Below are 19,647 nucleotides of genomic sequence, written 5' to 3' on the forward strand. Positions count from 1 at the left end.
TTGCCCCGCCTGTGGACTGCGAACGCTATAACCCAACGTTACCGTTTAGCATATGCCGCAGCTTGTTTACCGGCCTGAATACCGAAGATGATGATATCGGCTACGGCGTTTCCGCCAATGCGGTTGGCGCCGTGAATGCCGCCGACCACTTCACCCGCGGCGTAGGCGCCCTGAATAACCTCTTTATTGTTATCCAGCACTTCTGTCGCCGTGTTAACAACCACGCCACCCATTGTATGGTGAACGCCCGGGGCGATCTTTATGGCGTAGAACGGTCCCTTATTGATCGGGTTACGCAACGCGGTCGTTCTGCCGAAATCGTCATCGTGCTGTTTTTCAACAAACGTGTTGTAACGTTCGATGGTTTTGGTCAGCTCGGCGGGTTCAATTTCCAACCGGTCTGCCAACGCCGCAATGGAGTCTTCGACTTCGACGAAGCCCTGAGCAACATATTCGCCGACCGCCATATTTTTCTCTTTGACGTGGTCGTCAAAGACGATATAGGCGTATTTTTCCGGCAGATTGATAATGCTCGCGGACACCTTGTCACGCGTTTCCAATTCATTAAAGAAACGCTGGCCACTTTGGGAAACCAGAATCGCACCGCCGCCGCGGATAGATTCAGAGATCAGATAAGACGTATTCTGCTCCACCGTCGGGTGGATCTGAATTTCACCCATGTCGACGGTATCCGCGCCCAGCGCTTCCAGCAAGGTAATCCCGCTACCGGTGGCCCCTTTGTGGTTTGTCGTTACAAAGCCTTTCAGGTCCGGACGGTATTTCACCACCAAGTCTTGATTGGCGCTAAATCCGCCGGTCGCCATGATGACGGTTTTCGTCGGAATGACACGCTCTTCGTTCTCGTCGTTGATGGTGCGAACGCCGGAAACCTTACCGTCTTCCTGCAAAATCTCGGTAACAGACGTTTCCAACATCACGTCGATGTTGCGCTGGTTAAGGTTTTTCACCAGTCCGCTGATCAGGTAGCCGCCTACCGCCGCGCCGCTGGCCGGACGGTGAGTTCGGTCGACGCTCATGCCGCCGGTGGTCGTCAGGTCGCTCAACTCAATGTTGCGATCGGCCAGCCAGTCGATGGCTTCATGGGCGTGTTCGACGAAGTATTTCACCAGTTCAGGGTTGTTCTTGTTCTGGCCGCTTTTCAGCGTTTCGTTATAGAACAGCTCTTTATCGTCGACGATACCTTTGATTTTCTGGAAACGTGTTTCCGCTGCGTTCATCCCCGCAGAGGCTTTGATCGTGTTCCCGCCAATCACCGGCATTTTTTCGACGATCAGCACTTTGGCGCCATCATCAGCGGCCTGAATCGCCGTCGCCAGACCTGCGCCGCCGCTGCCGACGACAACCACGTCATACTGCTGAACTTCGTCCGGGTTGCCGCCTTCTTCGATAATCGCTTCTTTAAACGACTTCGTCATCGCCTTCGTCACCGCTTTTTTGATGGCTTCGCTCTGCTCAGTGGCGCCGGTCACGGCGTCGACGTGCGAACTGTTGGCATCAAGAATACGAGTTCTGATGATTTCGAAGCTGCCGATCAGCTCATCATCCCATCCGGCGGTATCGGCCAGCGCGATGTCTTTGATGTGGTCTTTTTCCAGGCTGACGTTAACGATGAGTTCTTTATCGTTGTCCTGCACTTTCTCCTGGTAGACACCCGCTTTGAACTTTTTAGCGTTCAGGCTCATATCGCGGATCATGCTTTCAACCAGCGAGAAGCGCCACAGTGGTTCCGGGATAGTCAGTTCTTCACGCTTGGTGCTGTCGATGTAGAGGTCGATATGTTCCTGCGCCGTGATGCGATCCATCCAGTCCGGGTAGGCGATGCAACCTTTACCCACCGCAACCAGATCATAACCGTGCTCCAGCGCGACGTCGGCATCCGCCTTATTGACGATGCCGCCGACGCCGACAACCGGCACCTGCGCCAGCGTGTCGGAACGCATAGCAACATATTTTTCGATCAGCGGGGTCGCAGATTCCGTATCGACGATAGAAGGACGCAGGGTGTGGCCCATGGAGAAGTGCACGTAGTCCAGACCGCGCGCCGCCAATTTTTCCAGCAGGTACAGGGTATCGTCGAAACGGATACCCGGCTCTTCCAGCTCTTCCGGCGAGAAACGGTAGCCGATGATGAAAGACGGATCGGCATACTTGTCTTTCATCTGGTGTGCGATATCCAGCACGGCCATCGGGAAACGAGTACGGTTGTCGCGGCTGCCGCCCCATTTGTCTTCACGGCGGTTGGAGTGCGGAGAATAGAACTGCTGAATCAGATAGGTGTTGGCGCCGTGGATTTCCACACCGTCGAATCCGGCCTGGATGGCGCGATGAATGGCGCGACCAAACTTGGCGACCATCTCTTCCACTTCATCCGCCGTCAGCGCGATAGGCGTCGGCGCGCCGGGGCGAGGTGCGGCAACGGCGCTCGGCCCTACCGGAGATTCGCCGCCGATGAGTTTGGGATCGACCATGCGTCCGCCGTGGTAGATCTGCAGGATAGCTTTAGAACCCTGCTCTTTGACCGCGCTCGCGACTTTGGACAACCCTTCAATCTTGTTGTCGTCATCAATACCGATCGCGCCAGGGAAAGCCCGTCCGCGATCGTCGATGAAGCAGCATTCCACAATCAGCGCACCGATCTTACCGGAACGCACCTGATAGTATTCGATCAGTTCCCTGGTGACGGAACCATCAAAAAAGCCGGTGCAGGTTGTCATTGGCGCCATAACGACCCGGTTTTCCAGGGTGACGCCATTAGGCAACGTGAACGGCTGCAATAATCTATCGTTGATGTTTGTCATTAAAATACCACCTAATTTTCACAAATTTTTAGCAAATTCTTAAATTCGGAAATGGCAGGCTGCTTTTTTATTGTTCGTGTTTTAGTTGCCTACGATTATTATTCTTTTATTATGTGGTTTTTTTAATGTCATAATACTTTTTTTTAATGTCTTAATTATTTAGTATTTGCAGTTATGTTACCACTCTGTTTAAATAAAAACGTTTAATGTAAAAACATTATAAAGTGTAGGGTTTTTATCGACGATAAAATGACACGCCATTTATTTCCTCAACGTGTTCATTAAACGCGCCCTGTCGTTTTTTTCTTCGCTCATTTCACAACCCCACCATACCCATATAGAATTAACGGCTATTTCCAGCATTGCTGGTTTTATGCACTCCCCTTTTCAACTGGCTTGTTCTGAACGTCAACAGTCGATCTCCGCCGCAAACAACACCGAAAAAAATCACCTTAAAAACAACACATTAAGATAAAACCAAAGTAAGATTAGAGTTCGTTAAATCTATTTTACCTTTGGAAGGCCGGGTATTTATTAGCCGCATAACACGGCGATGGCGTTTAATAAACGCCAGTTTGTTTCCTTTCTGTACATTCTTTCAGCAAAAAATCTTCCTGCGAGGGCAACATAAAAAAAGCGGGCCTTTGTCAGGATTTTTCTCAGTATGATCATTCATTATTTCGACGGTTTTTTTATTACTGATTAATCGGTGCGAGGGTTATATCAAGGCGCAGAACATTGACCGGAAGGATGGACCGTCAGTCCATCTTCATTGAAAATGTTCCGCAGAGAACATCTTGGGGGCAACGAGATTTTCTCGGTATGGAATGAGTGAGTCATTTTCCCATGCAATTAATGAGAACGACATTCATTCAAAAACAGTGCGGCAATTAATATGATTTCTCTGCCCCGTTATTTATTTAAAACAACCCGATTATCACTAATAAAAATGTCGATCAAAATAATAAAGAGTCATTCCGCATTTTACTGTTTCACCCTTTATCTTATTTTTCAGACATGCTTCCCCCATGCGGCTAACAACTGCGTTAAATGTATTAAAATTTATATTATCCATTTTTAGATAACACGGTGTGCAATTCATTTTTACTCCCCCTCATCAACTGTGCTGTTTTTTAACCACCGCTCTACTTCTCATAAAAAAGCGTTTGGCACTATCTCGCTAACACGGCCTGACTAAGATCCGTCACAAAAATTAACTTTTCCTGCCCTAACGTCACCCTCATGGGATAACTGTTCAGCGCGGTTCATTTTCGAATCAGACTCGATAAGGTTGATAATTAGCCTGCATCTGAATTTTTTCATTTTAGTTTAGCCCTAAACATTACCGTGATTTATTAATTTTCGAGCATTCTCTCACCGTTATTTACCGCTAAAAACACAAGGGAAAATAACCATTATAATCATTAAGATATAGAAAAACCTCGAGAAGTCGTCGCTTTTCACACCCCATCTTCGGCTATTTTTTTACTTTTAATAAAACTCAGCCACCTACTGTACCGAATGGCAATGAAAAACTTCACCACCCAGCTTTCGCTTATTAGATTAAAAGCTCTACTCTATTACGGATTCAATAATAGTTTCGCTGATCATCATCACTCCAGAAATATATTAAATTCTGAAACGCTCATTGACATTTAATTACCTTCTTTTCGAAAAAAAGCGATGAAGTCGATTACCTGTTTGCCGATAACAGCTTCGAAGAAATGAAAACCTTGATGGATTTAAAGCTGGCTCGCATGTTCCCTTACAAGCGTCCCAATGAACGGATGCATAAAACATAGTTCTGATTATTCAAGAACTAATACCCCAATATACCAGGGCTACGACTATGAATTTTATTCGTGACATCAAAATCAGAACCATGATGGTTCTTATCCTTATCGTGTTCTCCTTATTATGGGGAGGCGTATCTGCCTTCGCACTTTATTCTCTGGGCCAACTGACCTCAGAAATTAAACTGACCAACGTCCAGCAGAGCAACGGCGACATTATTAACGGCGCCAGCGGACAGTATTACCGGGTCCAGAACATCCTGAACCGGGCCTTAGAACAAAAACTGAATAACAACCCGACCGGGTTCAAGTCAGAGATGCAGCAAGCCGCAGGAGAAATCGCGCGTCTGAAAGCAGGTCTCGCTCAGTTTCAGGNGACCGATCACGCTAACATCAACAAGGCGACGATCGACGATATCTATACCAGCTCATACCGTCTGTACAGCGAAGCCGTTGTCCCGATGTATGACGCGCTGGAAGCCGATCGCCCGGATACTTACAAGCAGATCGCACAGCAGACCTATACCCCGCTGCGCATGCAGTTCAGCAAGGCGATTACTCAGTACAATACCGTCATCAGCGGGCTGAAAGGCGAAGCTCAGGGCCGCATCGGCAACTGGGTGAAATGGTGTGAATACATTCTGATGGCGGCGCTGGCTGTCGGCCTTATCATCGTGCTGCTGACCGATCGCTACCTGGCCAAGTTTGTGGTACGCCCGCTCGAACAGATCAAACAACACCTGCAGGTGCTGGCCGTCGGTCAGCTGCACACCAAAATCGCAGACCTAGGCAAAAACTGCGTCGGCAGCCTGATCCCGTTCATGCAGCAGATGCAGAACAACTGGGTCAATACCGTTTCCGATATTCGCCTGAGCGCCGACGAAATTTACCGCAGCTCGGGTGAAATTGCCGCGGGCAACACTGACCTTTCCTCACGTACCGAAGAGCAGGCTTCTGCGCTGGAGCAAACCGCTGCCAGCATGGAAGAGCTGAGCGCCGTAGTGAAACAGAACGCCGAGAACGCGAACCAGGCCAGCGTGCTGGCTCAGAACGCCTCCAAAACGGCCAATGAAGGCGGAAACGTCGTCAATGACGTCATCAAAACGATGAACAACATCAGCGGCAGCTCGCAGAAAATCGCCGATATCATCAACGTCATCAACAGCATCGCGTTCCAGACCAACATTCTGGCGCTGAACGCAGCCGTTGAAGCGGCGCGTGCCGGTGAACAGGGTCGCGGCTTTGCCGTGGTCGCCAGTGAAGTACGTAGTCTGGCGCAGCGCAGCGCCGAAGCGGCCAAAGAGATCGAAGGGCTGATCGATGAGTCCGTCAGCAACGTGAAAATCGGCTCTGAGCAGGTCACGCAGGCGGGCGACGCGATGGGCAACATTGTTCGCGCCATCACCAACGTCACCGACATTATGGGTGAAATTGCATCCGCCTCGAACGAGCAGAGCAAGGGCATTACTCAGGTGGGTCAGGCCGTCATCGAAATGGACAGCGTGACGCAGCAGAACGCCGCGTTGGTGGAAGAATCAACCACCGCGTCGTCGTCGCTGGAAGATCAGGCGCGTCGCCTGACGGAAGTGGTCTCCATCTTCCAGCTGGCTGAGTCCGAATCTCGCACCAAAGCGACCGCACCGGTCAAATCGGCGCAGGCTGCGCCAGCTATCGCGCCGAGAAAACTGGGCACGAGCGCGCCGGCTGACGGTAACTGGGAAAAGTTCTAACCCCACGCTAACCACGCTGTGACGCCATCCGCGTCCAATCGTGACGGCTCTCCGGTTCGCCGGGGAGCCGTTTTACTTTCGTCCTCCTGAATTTTGCTCTCCGCGCGTTCTCACCGCACCGCCTTCCATTCGATTTAACGATATTGCTTGTCCACGGCTTTTTTTATGGTTTTAAATAGGACCAGGCGCCACCGAGCGAAGTGATTCACCGACAAAGACGGAACTGACGCAATCATGCGCCAACGCCGATTCGACGGCTTTTGTGAGGAACTCATGAAATTCAAATCTGATGCGTCGCCCGCCGATGCGGACAACAAGACCAAAACCTACGAGCTGGATCGCTTTGATGTCACCATCCTGCGGCTACTGCAGGCCGATTCGTCCATTTCCAACGTTGCGCTGGCGGAGAACGTGAATCTGAGTCCGCCCGCGACCCTGCGGCGCGTGGAGCGGCTGAAACAATGGGGACTGATCAAAGGTTATGTCGCGTTGCTCGCCCCCGAGGCGCTGAACGCGGGCATGGTCGTCATCATCGGCGTCGTGCTGGACAGGTCGACCCCCGGCGCATTTAAGGATTTCGAGACGTCGGTTCAACAGATCAGCGGCTGTATGGAGTGTCACGTCGTCACCGGCGAGTTCGACTATATGCTGATGATCCGCACTAAGGACAATCAGAGTTTTAACCGCCTGCACGCCGAACAACTGCTGTTCCTGCCGGGCGTACGTCAAATTCGGTCGTTCATCGGCCTGCGGGAAGTGTTGTCCACCACTCAGTTACCGTTCTGAAAACTCGTTTCCTAATAGGCTCCTGTTTGCCTGACGTGAACAAGCCCGCTAACGCGGGCTTTGATCGTGACACCAAGGGCGTTCTCCCCTCAGCCGTTGCGGAAGATATAGCTGTAGGCGCTCAACGCCGGCGCGCCGCCCAGATGGGCGTATAGCACTTTGGCGCCTTTCGGGAATTCGCCGCGGCGAACTTTATCGATCAACCCCTGCATGGATTTGCCTTCGTACACCGGATCGGTCAATACGCCTTCCAGACGTCCGCACAGGCGAATCGCTTCCAGCGTGCCTTCATTGGGCAGGCCGTATTCCGGGCCGCCGTAACGGGTATCCAGCACCACATCATCTTCGGTAATCGCCTGTCCCAGCTCGACCAGGTTGGCCGTCTGCTGGGCAATACGCAGGATCTGCGCCTTGGTCTGCTCCGGCTTGGCCGAGGCGTCGATTCCAATAACGTTGCGCGCGCGGCCGTCGGCGGCAAACCCCACGACCATTCCCGCCTGCGTACTCCCGGTGACCGAGCACACGACGATGTAGTCGAATTTGAATCCCAGCGCTTTTTCCTGCTCGCGGACTTCTTCCGCAAAACCGACGAAGCCGAGGCCGCCGTACGGGTGTTCAGAACAGCCGGCGGGGATTGGGAAGGGTTTCCCGCCGTTCTTCGCCGCTTCTTCCATCGCATCTTTCCAGCTTTGACGGATGCCGATATCGAATCCCGCGGCGTCAAGACGCACATCCGCCCCCATGATCCGGGACAGCTCGATGTTCCCCACGCGATCATAGACGGCGTCAGCGTAATTCACCCAGTTTTCCTGCACCAGGATGCATTTCATCCCTAGATGCGCGGCGACCGCCGCCACCTGGCGCGTCTGGTTCGACTGAATACCGCCGATGGAGACCAACGTGTCGCAGCCCTGCTCCAGCGCCTCGGGGATCAGATACTCCAACTTGCGCGTCTTATTGCCGCCGAAGGCCAGACCGCTATTGCAATCTTCGCGCTTGGCATAGATTTCAACTTCGCCGCCCAGATACTCGCTGAGTCGTTTCATCGGCGTAATCGGCGACGGTCCGAAGGTTAACGGATAACGCGGGAATTTTTCTAAATTCATCATCAGGCTCCGACAGGTAAAAGGGAACATAACAGTCACTGGTGGTCGCGATTTCACGGGAAAAAGAGTGACCCTTGAGTTAGATACTACCCGAATGCGGAATGATTAAAATTGCAAAAAAACACCTAATATCTGCTCTAAGTTTCAAAAAATAAGGGTAAAAACCTCAATAAAACCCATTATTACCCATCATAAAGAAATTAAATTCACCCTCAAAACCCAGCGAGCTATCCCCGTATTTTATCCACGGCATTCACAGGGGGACGAACAGGGTGAGGCCCTACGCGCGGCGCCCGCACCCTCCGCGCTCAGCGAGCGGAGATGGCATACTCCCGGCGTATCCGCTCATCTTGCTCGGTCAGCTCCCGTTTCAGAAAATCGCAGAAGGCGTTCAGCACCGCCGTTCGCGGTTTGGCCGCATCGGTTTGAATCTGCATGGTCCGCTGACTGAAGGGTTCGCCATCGATCGAGCGCATCTGTAGTCCATCGCGGCGCGCTCGGTACAACACCGAGAAATGGCTGCAGATGGCGACGGCATCCGGCGTATTCAGCACGAAGTCATAGAGGGTGGAAAAGTGATTACAGGTCAGTATCGGGTCGATGAATACGCCGTTCATACGACAGGAGAGATCGAACAGTTGGCGAATGGTGGCGGCTTGATCCGGCAGCGCGACCGGATAGCCGTTCAGATCGGCCAGTTTAAGCCCGACATGCGCCAGCGGATGCGAGTCCTGCATGATCACCAGCACCGGCGCCGGATACGAGGCGACAATGTCGACGCCGTGCTCCAACGACAGGCTGAACTTCAGCGCCACATCGCATTCGCCGCTGCGCACCAGATCCGGCACCTGCCGCGTGGAACCCACCGTTAGCACGAAGTTGACCGATGAGTGCGTCAGACGAAACTTCGCCAACAGCGTCGGCATCAGATTAAAGGCGATACCGTCGGTGCAAACGACCCGGATGGTGGTTTGCCGAACCGACTTCAACCCCTCGATTTCGGCCACCGCCAGCTCCATATCCGCCATACTGCGCCGCACGTGATGTTCCAGAATCTGGCCCGCCGCGTTCAACACCATGCCGCGCGGGTGCCGTTCGAACAACGGCGCGCCAAGCCGATGTTCCAACTGCTGGATCTGACGGCTGATGGCGGACACCGCGACGAACAGCTGCTGGCTGGCGGCGCTCAGCGATCCGGTGCTCGCCACGGCCATGAAGTAACGAATTTCGTTATTGTGCATCGGTCGCTCCGTTCATCTCGAAGGGGTTGTCAAAGTCTACCCCCTTTCTCTCCCTCAACGAACCGCGCCCGCTCCGGCGTCAACCAGAACAGGCGCGAGAGCCCCACGGGGGATGAGCAGCTGCGCGTCAGGCGGTGGTCTGCGTGGACTCAGCCTGCTGGCGCAGGCGCAGTTGCTCCGCGCCCTGTTCGGCCAAGTCCCAAAACAGCCCGGTCATGATCCGCAGCGCCTCCAGCGTCATGTCCGCCAGAATGTGTTCGTTGGGCGCATGCTGCGAGCAGGCCGGATAGGAGTGCGGCACCCACAGCGTCGGCAGACCCAGCGTTTCCGAAAAACAGGCGTTCGGCAGCCCGCCGCCGAAGTTGGGCAACACGGCTGGCGCTTTTCCGGAGGTGCGNGCGATTGACGCCGCGCCCCACTCCACCCACAGGTCGTTAGGGTCGAGCCGGGTGGCCTGATAGCAGCTGACGGCGTTGACGATCTCGACGTCTTCGAACCCATTGGCGTCCAGATGCTGCCGCAAATGATCCGCGAAGTGAGCCACGTCGCTGCCGACCACGTAGCGCATATGGCAATGCGCCGAGGCGGAAGGGGGAATGGCGTGCGCCGGTTTGTCGGGATTGCCGGTGACGTAAGCCAGCACGTCCAGCGTATTCCACCCGTACACTTTCTCGGCCGACGTCAGCCCCGGCTCGCCCCACTCCGGGTCAACCTCGGGGTCGGTCGGCCCGCCGCCCAGTTCAATATCCGCCAGAATCCGGCGCAAACTCTCCGACACCGCCGGAGGCCGCAGCCCCGGCACGAGAATCCGTCCCCGCGCATCGACCAGACAGGCGATGGCGTGCGCCAGTCGAATGCCTGGGTTGCTCAGCAGTCCGCCCCAGTTGCCTGAGTGATGACCGCCCTCGCGCGGCGTCAGCCGCAGCTCGAAGTTAAACACGCCGCGCGATCCCAGAAACAGCGTCGGACGTACGGCGGAAATGCGTGGGCCATCCGAGGCGATGAACAGATCGGCCGCCAGCCAGTCACGGTACTGCGCGCAGACGTCGTTCAACCCCGGCGATCCGGCTTCTTCCCCCATCTCCAGAATCAGCTTGATGTTGTAGCCCAGCCGGTCGTCGCGTCCCTTCAGCACCTGCTCGAGCGCCGCCAGATTAATGGTGTGCTGGCCCTTGTTATCCGCCGTCCCGCGGCCATACCAGCGATTGCCGTCCTGCACCAGCCGCCACGGCGATAGCCCGCTGCGCCACTGATCGTCATAGCCCCGCACCACGTCACCGTGACCGTAGGTCAGCACCGTCAAGGGCGCGTCCGCTTCCATCCGCCGCGCCAGCAGAAAAGGACTTTTCCCCGCTATCGGGTTGTCCACAACCCGGCAGTCGAAGCCGATAGCCTGCAAACGTGGCACCATCTCTTCCGTCAGATAAGCCATCAACACCGCCCCGGTTCCCTCGTCCTGACTCTCCGTCCGATAGGCTACCCGGCGCGCCAGCGTCTCGCTGAATGCGCCGCTGTGGAAGTACTCTTCCGCTGCTCGGATCGTGTCTTCACGCGTCATAATCTGTCCGTCCTCTCTTTCGATGATAGTGATTCGGCACGCAGCGGCCCGGAGAGCAAGGCCCAGGCCCAGCTCCCTGACGGTCGCGCGTCGTGTCGTTGGCCTTACTCGCCGAACTGGCTGATATCCGGGATGCCCAACCCCGGCTCCGGCGTCAACACCGACGCCAGCAGCGTTTTGGTATAGGGATGCTGCGGTGAGCGGAAGATCTGTTCACGCGTCCCCTGCTCCACAATCGTGCCTTTTTGCATGACGGCGACATGGTCGACCAGATGCTCCACGACGGACAGGTTGTGGCTGATAAACAGGTAGGTCAGTCCGAACTCCTGCTTGAGCGCCAGCAGCAGATTGAGGATCTGCGCCTGCACCGAGACATCCAGCGCGGAGGTCGGCTCGTCGCAGATCAGGATGGCCGGTCGCATGATCAATGCCCGGGNGATCGCCACCCGTTGGCGCTGACCGCCGGAAAGCTGACCGGGATATTGCTGGTGCGTCCGCGCGGGCATACCCACGACGTCCAGCATCTCTTTTACCCGCGTTTTGCGCTCCTCCGGCGTCCCGATGTTGTGCAGTCGCAGCGCCACCTCCACGATATCCGCCACGGTGCGACGCGGATTCAGCGAAGAGTACGGGTCCTGAAAGATGGGCTGGATACGCGACGCCAGCGCTTTACGGTCGCCCGCGTCGATCTCCCGCCCCTCGATCAATACGTTGCCGGAGGTCGGCGGCAGCAGTCCCAGCAGCATCTTCGCCAACGTGCTTTTGCCGCAGCCCGACTCGCCCACCAGCCCGAGCGTTTCTCCCCGCCGGATGCGCAGCGAAACGTTGTTCACGGCACGGATTTCTCCCGGTTTGGTGAAGATGCCACGATTCAGGCGAAAGACCCGGCTGAGCACGCACAGTTCCAGCGCCAGATCCTCATTGCCGGGAATATACGGCGGCGATGGCGCCCGCCGCCCTTCCACGATGTCTATCGTCATAGCGCCTCCACGGTTTTTTCGGCCTGAACACAGCGCACCGCGTGCGCGTCGGTGACATCAACATACGGGATCTCCCGGCGGCAGGCGTCGGTACAGCGCGAACAGCGATTGAAGAAAGCACAGCCCTGCTGCGGCCCGACCAGGCTCGGCACCACGCCGGGAATGGCACGCAGCGGCTGCCCCGGCATCGTCTTCCCCTGCACCGGAATGCAGTCGAGCAGCCCACGCGTATAAGGATGCTGCGGTTGATGAAACAGCGGCATCACGGGGGCGGTTTCGACGATCTGCCCGGCGTACATCACCGACACGCGATCGGCAATGCGGGCCACTACGCCCAGGTCGTGGGTAATGAAGATCACCGCGGTGCCGAACTCCTGTTGCAGCTCGCGGAGCATCCGCAGAATTTGCGCCTGAATGGTGACGTCCAGCGCCGTGGTGGGTTCGTCCGCAATGATCAGTTCCGGCTCGCACATCAGCGCCATCGCAATCATGATGCGCTGGCGCAGGCCGCCGGACAGCTGATGGGGATATTGATTCAGCCGGTCCGCCGCCATCGGAATCCCCACGCGCTCCATCAGCCACACCGCCCGGTCTCGCGCGGTCGACATCGACACCTTACGGTGCGCCAGCAGCGTTTCACACAGTTGATTGCCCAGCGTGAAAGACGGGTTGAGCGACGTCATCGGCTCCTGAAAAATCATCGCCATCTCGTCGCCCCGCATCGCGGCCCGCTGGCGGGGCGTCATCGTTTGCAGATCGTGACCTTTGAAACGCATATGGTCCGCCGTGCGAACGGCTTTGCGCGGCAATAGATCCATCAGCGCCAGCGACGTCATGGATTTGCCGCAGCCCGACTCCCCGACCAGACACAGCATCTCGCCCCGGCGCACGGAGAAGTCGATGCCGCGCACCGCATGCAACAGGCCGCGCGGCGTCGGTAAATCGACCCGCAGGTTCTTCACGTCCAGCAAAATGTCATCTTTCATCGCTGACTCCTTAACCCCGTCCGTCCAGCGCGGTGATGTCGCGCAGACCATCCCCGACCAGATTGATGCCCAGAACCAGTACCGCCAGCATGACGCCCGGTATCAGAATGACCCACGGCTGAAAGAACATGTAGGCCTTGCCTTCGGCGACCATCAGCCCCCACGACGGCATCGGCGGCTGGACGCCCAGCCCCAGGAACGACAGCGTGGCCTCCAGCAGAATGGCGTGGGCGATCTCGAGCGTCGCGACCACCGTCAGCGGCCCCAGCAGGTTGGGCAGGATCTCGCGCAGCATGATGAACAGCGACGATGCGCCCAGCGTTTTCGCCGCCGCCACGAACTCCGCCTCGCGCAGCTGACGCGTCACCGAACGGGAGACAATCAGGAAGCGGTCCCACAGCAGCAGTCCCAACAGCATGATCACGACTTTGACGGAGCCGCCCACCATCGACGCCATCGCCAGCGCGACCAGAATGACCGGCATGGAAAGACGCACGGTCAGGATATAGCTGACCACCGCATCGACGCGGCCGCCGAAATAGCCCGCCGTCACCCCCAGCGTGATACCGATGAAACCGGCCACCAGCACGGACACCAGTCCGATCAGCAGCGAGACCTGCGCGCCGTACAGCAGGCGGCTCAGGTAGTCGCGCCCCAGTTTGTCGGTGCCCAGAAGATGGTCCCAGCCGCCCTTTTCATGCCACACCGGCGGGATCAGGCGCTGGCTGATGTCTTGCGCATAGGGATCGTGCGGGCTGATCAGCGGCGCCAGCATCGCGGCCACGATAATAACGGCGAGGATGACCACGCCTATCGCCATACTGTGATGGCCCATCATCCGCCGCAGCCAGCGCCGGGCCGGACCCGGCTCGGGCAGAAGGGCCGTGTCGGGCGGCGTCGATGCGATGACGGCGGAGGAAAGCGGTGAGGATGGTTTCATGAAAGCTCCTTATTGCGTCCGCAGTCGAGGGTCCAGCGCGGCATTCAGCACATCCGCCAGAAAACTCAATACGATGTAGAACACCGCGATAATCAGCACGATGGCTTGCACCACCGGGAAGTCGTTGCGGGAGATTGAGTCCCAGGCCAGCTGGCCCAGCCCCTGCAACGCGAACACGGATTCGATCACGACCGAGCCGCCCAGCATAAAGCCCAGTTCCACCGTCGCCAGCGCCACCACCGGGATGATGGCGTTGCGCAGACCATGCTTGACGATCACCCGAAACGCGCTGAGTCCCTTGGCCCGGGCGGTGCGGATATAGTCCGCGCCCAGCACGTCCAGCATGCCGGAACGCGTCAGTCGCATCAGCGACGGCATGGCGTAGTAGCCCAACGCGACGGCGGGCAGGACGAAATTTTGCCAGCTGCTGTTGCCCGCCACCGGCAGCCATTTCAGCCCGACGGCGAACAGCAGAATCAGGATCAGCGCGAACCAGAAGTTCGGCATCGCCTGCCCGATGACGGCGATGAACATGGAGCCCCGGTCAACCCAGGTATCGCGGAACACCGCCGCCAGAACGCCCAGCGGGATCGCCACCACCAGCGCCAGCAGCAGTGAGACGCCGCCCAGCTTGAGCGTAATCGGCATGCGCTGACCAATCAGCTCCATCACCGTGTTTTCGAAATAGAACGAGCGGCCGAAATCCAGATGCAGCGCCGCCCACATCCACTGGCCGAACTGGGTGATCAGCGGCTGGTCCAGCCCATACTGCCGACGTATTCCCTCGATCACCTCAGCGGAGGCGTCCGGACCCGCAATCGCGGCCGCCAGATCGCCCGATAGGTGCAGTAGCGAAAAGCTGACCACAGCTACCGTAAATAGCACCGCCAGCGCCACCAGCAGCCGTCGCAAAATATAGATAAGCATCAGTCACTCCTCCTGCGGGCCGTCGCCGGAAGGCGTCGCGCGTCTTCCGGCTCGTTTCACGTCTTATTTCCAGCTGGCCATCGCGAAACGCGGCAGCTCATCCGGCCAATCCTCGAAGTTCAGATCGGAGGTGAAGGCGTAGTGGGTGGAGTAGGAGAACATCGGCGCCAGGTAAGCCTGTGAGGAGATCCGCCCCAGCGCCTCCGCGTACAGGGCGCTGCGCTGTTTGGGGTCGAGCGTTTCATCCGCCTTCGCCAGCGTGGCGGTGACCTCGGCGTCTTTCCAGATATCATCGCCCCGGCCGCCGAAATACGGCGTGGTGAACGCGGCGGCATCGTTGATGGAGAACGATCCCCAGGTGCGGATCGCCATTGGCGCTTTACCGGAGATCAGATCCGCCGCCAGCACCGTGTACTGAACGTAGTGAAGACGGGCGCGAATACCGACCTTGCGCAGATCGCCGATGATCGCTTCAGCATAGTCGCGCTCGCGATAGGCCCAGATATCGGTATCAAAGCCGTTCGGATAACCGGCTTCCGCCAGCAGCTGCTTAGCCTTCTCCGGGTTGTAGTCATATTTGATGACCTTGCTGGTGTCGCAGGCGGTTTGGGTACGGAAACAGGCGGAATACACCGGCTGACTGCCGCCGCGCACCAGATTATTGACGATGGCCTCGCGGTTGATGGCGTAGTTCACCGCCTGACGCACGCGCAAATCCTTAAACGGCTCGCCGCCCGGTCCCTTGGCGTGAGTGTTCAGGGCCATAAAGCCGATGCGCATGGTTTCACCGCTTTTGACGGTGAGGTTCGGCATGGTCTCCAGCGAGGTGATCTGGTCGGCGGGCACGCGCCAGATCCAGTCCACCTGACCGGTCATCAGCTGCGCCAGTCGCGTTTCCGGATCGCGGATGACCACAAACTGCAGCTTGCCGATCTTCGGTTGTCCCTGCGGGCTATCTGCAAAGTAATCGGGGTTCTTTTCCATACTCACGCCCTGAGCCGGGGTGACTTTGGTGATTTTGTAAGGGCCGGTGCCGATTGGCGCCTGGCTGAATCCGGCCAGCTTCACCTTCTGGTAATAGGCTGACGGATAGATAGGCGTAGGACCGGAGAGATATTCCAGCGCAGCGGGGAACGGTTTTTTCAGCTTCAGCCGGACGGTGTAGTCATCCACCTTTTCGGTGGTGTCGATCCAATCCACGCTCTGCGGCATTACCGATGACGTACCGGGGCCGGCGATATGGTTGAAGGTATAGGCCACATCTTCCGCGGTGAAGGGATCGCCGTTGTGGAAGGTGATCCCTTTACGCAGATGTATCAGCAGGGAGGTGGGCGATTCCCATGTCCAGTCCGAGGCCAGTTCAGGTTTGTATTCGCCGGTTTTGGGATCGCGATAGATCAGGGTATCCCAGACCAGGTGGGCCAGGATCACGCCTTCACGAAGGTTGTTATGATAAGGGCTGACGTTTTCCACCTCGTTATCGGAGGCGTAAACCAGCGTGTCATTCTGTTTTCCCGCATAGCTGGAAGATGCGCAGCCGAGGAGGAGTGCAGACAAAACACCGCGTTTGATCTGTCTTGTCAGTGAACAAGCCATAGGATTCTCCATTCGATACACTTCATGAAAGAATTAAATCGCCACAATCTCACCTACGTTCCGACAGGAAGTTGCAAGAGTGGAGCCAACCCCGGCTTCCTAACCTTACTGATTTTAGATATAAGCTTTCTAATAATGAGAAACCGCTTAACCCGAGCTGCTTTCGGCGCAAACCACAGGTCATTACGGTGGAATAGGTTTTATTGATAGACGGGTGTTCTGGGAATTGGCGTTTAGCGGCGGTGCAACAGCATGATCGACGCGCACCCTTTTAAGGCACAGTGACTTCCCCCATGGATGACAGCATCGGCGTCATCAATGCGCCCCCGAACACGGGCGTTGCCCCTCCCCCACAGCATCACCACTCAACGCCGGAAGTGACCTGTTTGCTTCGCGCCTTATTTCGTGCTGCCCGCGTTAAATCGACAGGCTGCAGCAGGAGGACATTTCCGCTCGTCGGTAGAGAAGCAGGCCATCATGTTCTTCATGCGGTGAAAATGGAATAAACCCCAAACTCATTGCGATGCGATAATGCTATTTATCGCTGAACGTTCCAATTCAACGCGCCTCCAGGCCGATTAAAATATTCGCAGAGAAAAATAAATTTCGCCGTGGGTGGCTGAATATTTTATTCAATGTCATTCGGCGAGAATGTATTTACCCCACCTCGCCAGACACCATTGTATTTTAGGAGGCGCGACTATTTTAGCGAGACAGCGACAATATCGACAAATATCTCGCCGCACAGACGTATTGTGGTGGAGGGTATGCCTGAGTTTAGGGTGGGGTCACCTCTCCGCTCGCCGTGAGTGACGCCCAAGGCACAAAACCGCCGCAAGCAGGAACAAAGGGGAAATATACTATCCTATTGTTTTTAATGTTTAAATTTAGAGAAAAGATCTCACCCTTTTCCATATAAATCCTCTCACATCGCGCCTGAATCACAATCTCGTGACCGTTTTTCGGCCTTTATCGCTTTTGCTAATCGACAATCACTATTATTAATTGGCCTCATGAGGCGTGGAAAGGGATGATAGCGGCATTGATTCAATGACCCTTTCGGCAATGTTATATTTGACGCGAATTTATTTATCCGTCGCAACACATGGAATATTTCAACAACAGAGAAAATAAGCGCTGCCTTTATTAAATGATGCTGACATCACCAGCCGTTTATTTCTTTTTGATTATCGCCAAGACACGCGTTCATTCTTTTTCACTAACCAACCAGAGCGAATTAAAGAGTATGTCTACGACCATATTAATGACGGGCTTTATGACCAGCGCCGGATTGCTGATCTCTATCGGCGCACAGAATTCATTTGTGTTGAGTCAGGGAGTGCGTCGGGAACATGTCTTTTTAGTCTGTACCCTCTGCTTCATGTTAGACATTTTATTGATCAGCGCGGGCGTCTTTGGCGTCGGCGAACTGCTCAGCGCACACCCGTGGGCGCTGAAATGCCTGACGCTGGCAGGCGTATTGTTTTTGATTCACTACGGTTACTGCGCGCTTCGCAGCGCCTGGCGCGGCAACCAAAGTCTGCGTCTTGGCGCGACCGGCGACGCGCGTGCCAGCCGCCTTTCCGCTGTCACCGCCTGTCTGGCGGTCAGTCTCCTCAACCCCAGCGTGTACCTGGATACCATCGCCATCATCGGCGGCATATCGTCCGGGCTGAGTCATGAGCACAAAATCTTCTACTTAGCAGGCGCGCTGCTGGCGTCCGGCCTCTGGTTTTACGCCATCGGCTACCTCTCTTCCGCCTGCGCGCGTTTGTTCAAGAAGAGCAGCACCTGGCGCGTGCTGGATAGTTTTATCGGCGTGTACATGCTGTTTATCGCCTGGCAGCTGCTGCGGCTCATTATGTATCCGGCGGCGTAATGACGCCCGCCGCCGCCTCTTCTTCGNCCATCGCGCGCCTTAGCGGGCGATGCGGGCCGCCAGCGACTCGACGCGGCGAATCGCCTCCCGCAGCATTGTTTCCGTCACCGTAAACGGCATGGCGTCCATATCCGCTGTTTTAACCGCCGCCTGCAAGATAGCTTGCAGTTCGACATCGGTCAGATCGGGACTGATGTCCGCCAACGTCAGCGGCACAGCGCAGGCATGCGCCAGCGACAGCGCCTCCAGCAGCTCTTCGTCGCTCCGCGCTTCCAGCGCCAGCAGGCACAGATTGCCGAAGCCCACCAGCAGGCCGTGACCAAAGTCGCGAGTTTTGTCGCACACGGTGAAACCTTCGAACAACGCATGCGCCGCAGCGGCATGCGCGCCGCTGGCCATAATGGAGGTCAGTCCGGCGAACAGGAAAATTGCATCCAGTACCTGATCCAGCGCTTCGTTGGCGCGATTTTCCGCCACCGCGCGGCAGGCCTCGGCGCCAAAACGCTCGATCAGTTGGAAGCAGATCTCGCCGTGAGCGCGGGACGAGGCGGCCAAACCGCTTTGGTTGTGCCCCGAATCAATCGCCCGGAATTCGTACCACTTCGCCAGCGTATCGCCAAGCCCAGCGGCGAGCCACCGCAGCGGCGCCTCGGCCAGCAGCGTGCTGTCGATAATGACCGCATTCGGCGCAGACGGCAGATGACACAAGTCAACAAAGTGCCCGTCCTCTTCGTAACGCACGGAAAGCGGGGTGACCGCCGCACAGGTGCCGGCGATGGTGGGCAGCGTCACGACGGGGATACCCGCCTGATGCGCCACCAGCTTACCGGTATCCAGCGACTTCCCGCCGCCCACGGACAACAACACGTCGCTATGGGTTTCCGCCACGCGGGCACACAGTCGTTCGACCTGCTTGTCGCTACAATGCCCGCCGAACCACTCAACAGCGCTTAACGTAAGACCGGCCTGCGTCAGTTGGGTGCGGATTTTCTCCTCCGTCGCCGCCAATGCCTGATGACCGCCGACAACCAATACACGCGTCCCTAACCCGGCGCAGATGTCCCCCAGCTGACGGCTGGCGTCCGCCCCGCGTACGATTTTTGCGGGGAAAATAACCTGTTGTGTCATGTGCTTTCCTGCCTGTTTTTAGCATAAAACCAATGAGTTACTCAGACACCGCACGGAGGGCGCCCAAGCGAGCGTCCTCCGTGCGGCGTTCTTGACGGCCTCTTTCCACGTTAGCACGTGCGGCGATGGAACGCGTATCCGCTCTTGGTCGTCAGGATCGCGTGGCATCTCACAGGCC

The 19,647-nt window shown here is 56.6% G+C and carries 13 protein-coding genes; 3 read left to right on the forward strand and 10 right to left on the reverse strand.

What is annotated here, in order from left to right; all coding sequences use genetic code 11:
• Nucleotides 1-38: 38 nt before the first annotated feature.
• Entirely contained in the window at nucleotides 39-2,819 is a 2,781-nt protein-coding gene (locus tag SB13_RS08885; protein WP_026740010.1) for a flavocytochrome c, read from the reverse strand.
• Nucleotides 2,820-4,668: 1,849 nt separating this feature from the next.
• Between SB13_RS08885 and SB13_RS08890 the strand changes: the two genes are divergently transcribed.
• Nucleotides 4,669-6,342, forward strand: coding sequence for a methyl-accepting chemotaxis protein (locus SB13_RS08890; protein ID WP_026740011.1), 1,674 nt, complete (start codon nucleotides 4,669-4,671; stop codon nucleotides 6,340-6,342).
• A gap of 273 nt (nucleotides 6,343-6,615) precedes the next feature.
• Entirely contained in the window at nucleotides 6,616-7,128 is a 513-nt protein-coding gene (locus SB13_RS08895; RefSeq protein WP_026740012.1) for an Lrp/AsnC family transcriptional regulator, read from the forward strand.
• Between the two features lie 89 nt (nucleotides 7,129-7,217).
• Here SB13_RS08895 and SB13_RS08900 read toward each other — a convergent pair whose 3' ends face one another.
• From SB13_RS08900 to SB13_RS08935, 8 genes are all read right to left on the reverse strand, one after another.
• The gene (locus SB13_RS08900) at nucleotides 7,218-8,234 is read right to left on the reverse strand and encodes a 1-aminocyclopropane-1-carboxylate deaminase (protein WP_026740013.1); all 1,017 of its coding nucleotides are present in this window, start codon (nucleotides 8,232-8,234) and stop codon (nucleotides 7,218-7,220) included.
• Nucleotides 8,235-8,542: 308 nt separating this feature from the next.
• The gene (locus SB13_RS08905; RefSeq protein ID WP_026740014.1) at nucleotides 8,543-9,475 is read right to left on the reverse strand and encodes a LysR family transcriptional regulator; all 933 of its coding nucleotides are present in this window, start codon (nucleotides 9,473-9,475) and stop codon (nucleotides 8,543-8,545) included.
• Between the two features lie 127 nt (nucleotides 9,476-9,602).
• On the reverse strand, nucleotides 9,603-11,033 hold the full coding sequence (locus SB13_RS08910; RefSeq protein WP_026740015.1) for a M20 family metallopeptidase: 1,431 nt from the start codon (nucleotides 11,031-11,033) through the stop codon (nucleotides 9,603-9,605).
• Nucleotides 11,034-11,137: 104 nt separating this feature from the next.
• Nucleotides 11,138-12,013, reverse strand: a complete 876-nt coding sequence (locus SB13_RS08915; RefSeq protein ID WP_036151612.1) for an ATP-binding cassette domain-containing protein — start codon at nucleotides 12,011-12,013, stop codon at nucleotides 11,138-11,140.
• Entirely contained in the window at nucleotides 12,010-12,999 is a 990-nt protein-coding gene (locus tag SB13_RS08920; protein ID WP_026740017.1) for an ABC transporter ATP-binding protein, read from the reverse strand. The genes SB13_RS08915 and SB13_RS08920 overlap by 4 nt, the downstream gene beginning before the upstream one ends.
• A gap of 10 nt (nucleotides 13,000-13,009) precedes the next feature.
• Entirely contained in the window at nucleotides 13,010-13,939 is a 930-nt protein-coding gene (locus SB13_RS08925; RefSeq protein ID WP_026740018.1) for an ABC transporter permease, read from the reverse strand.
• Between the two features lie 9 nt (nucleotides 13,940-13,948).
• Nucleotides 13,949-14,866: an ABC transporter permease gene (locus tag SB13_RS08930; RefSeq protein ID WP_026740019.1), complete on the reverse strand. Its 918-nt coding sequence runs from the start codon at nucleotides 14,864-14,866 to the stop codon at nucleotides 13,949-13,951.
• 63 nt (nucleotides 14,867-14,929) lie between these two features.
• Entirely contained in the window at nucleotides 14,930-16,462 is a 1,533-nt protein-coding gene (locus SB13_RS08935) for an ABC transporter substrate-binding protein (protein ID WP_026740020.1), read from the reverse strand.
• A gap of 1,246 nt (nucleotides 16,463-17,708) precedes the next feature.
• Here SB13_RS08935 and SB13_RS08940 point away from each other — a divergent pair.
• Nucleotides 17,709-18,341, forward strand: a complete 633-nt coding sequence (locus SB13_RS08940; RefSeq protein WP_026740021.1) for a LysE/ArgO family amino acid transporter — start codon at nucleotides 17,709-17,711, stop codon at nucleotides 18,339-18,341.
• A gap of 39 nt (nucleotides 18,342-18,380) precedes the next feature.
• On the opposite strand, the gene SB13_RS08945 is transcribed toward SB13_RS08940, so the two are convergent.
• On the reverse strand, nucleotides 18,381-19,469 hold the full coding sequence (locus SB13_RS08945) for an iron-containing alcohol dehydrogenase family protein (RefSeq protein WP_026740022.1): 1,089 nt from the start codon (nucleotides 19,467-19,469) through the stop codon (nucleotides 18,381-18,383).
• Nucleotides 19,470-19,647 lie beyond the last annotated feature (178 nt).

Origin of the sequence: Lonsdalea quercina subsp. quercina, from assembly GCF_000688695.1 — a bacterium.
GTDB classification, from domain to species: domain Bacteria; phylum Pseudomonadota; class Gammaproteobacteria; order Enterobacterales; family Enterobacteriaceae; genus Lonsdalea; species Lonsdalea quercina_D.

What these genes read in the sequence shown, in the direction of transcription:
- SB13_RS08935 (WP_026740020.1), bottom strand. Translation starts at nt 16,462, where the DNA reads ATGGCTTGTTCACTGACAAGACAGATCAAACGCGGTGTTTTGTCTGCA.
- SB13_RS08905 (WP_026740014.1), bottom strand. Translation starts at nt 9,475, where the DNA reads ATGCACAATAACGAAATTCGTTACTTCATGGCCGTGGCGAGCACCGGA.
- SB13_RS08945 (WP_026740022.1), bottom strand. Translation starts at nt 19,469, where the DNA reads ATGACACAACAGGTTATTTTCCCCGCAAAAATCGTACGCGGGGCGGAC.
- SB13_RS08895 (WP_026740012.1), top strand. Translation starts at nt 6,616, where the DNA reads ATGAAATTCAAATCTGATGCGTCGCCCGCCGATGCGGACAACAAGACC.
- SB13_RS08920 (WP_026740017.1), bottom strand. Translation starts at nt 12,999, where the DNA reads ATGAAAGATGACATTTTGCTGGACGTGAAGAACCTGCGGGTCGATTTA.
- SB13_RS08885 (WP_026740010.1), bottom strand. Translation starts at nt 2,819, where the DNA reads ATGACAAACATCAACGATAGATTATTGCAGCCGTTCACGTTGCCTAAT.
- SB13_RS08940 (WP_026740021.1), top strand. Translation starts at nt 17,709, where the DNA reads ATGTCTACGACCATATTAATGACGGGCTTTATGACCAGCGCCGGATTG.
- SB13_RS08925 (WP_026740018.1), bottom strand. Translation starts at nt 13,939, where the DNA reads ATGAAACCATCCTCACCGCTTTCCTCCGCCGTCATCGCATCGACGCCG.
- SB13_RS08930 (WP_026740019.1), bottom strand. Translation starts at nt 14,866, where the DNA reads ATGCTTATCTATATTTTGCGACGGCTGCTGGTGGCGCTGGCGGTGCTA.
- SB13_RS08900 (WP_026740013.1), bottom strand. Translation starts at nt 8,234, where the DNA reads ATGAATTTAGAAAAATTCCCGCGTTATCCGTTAACCTTCGGACCGTCG.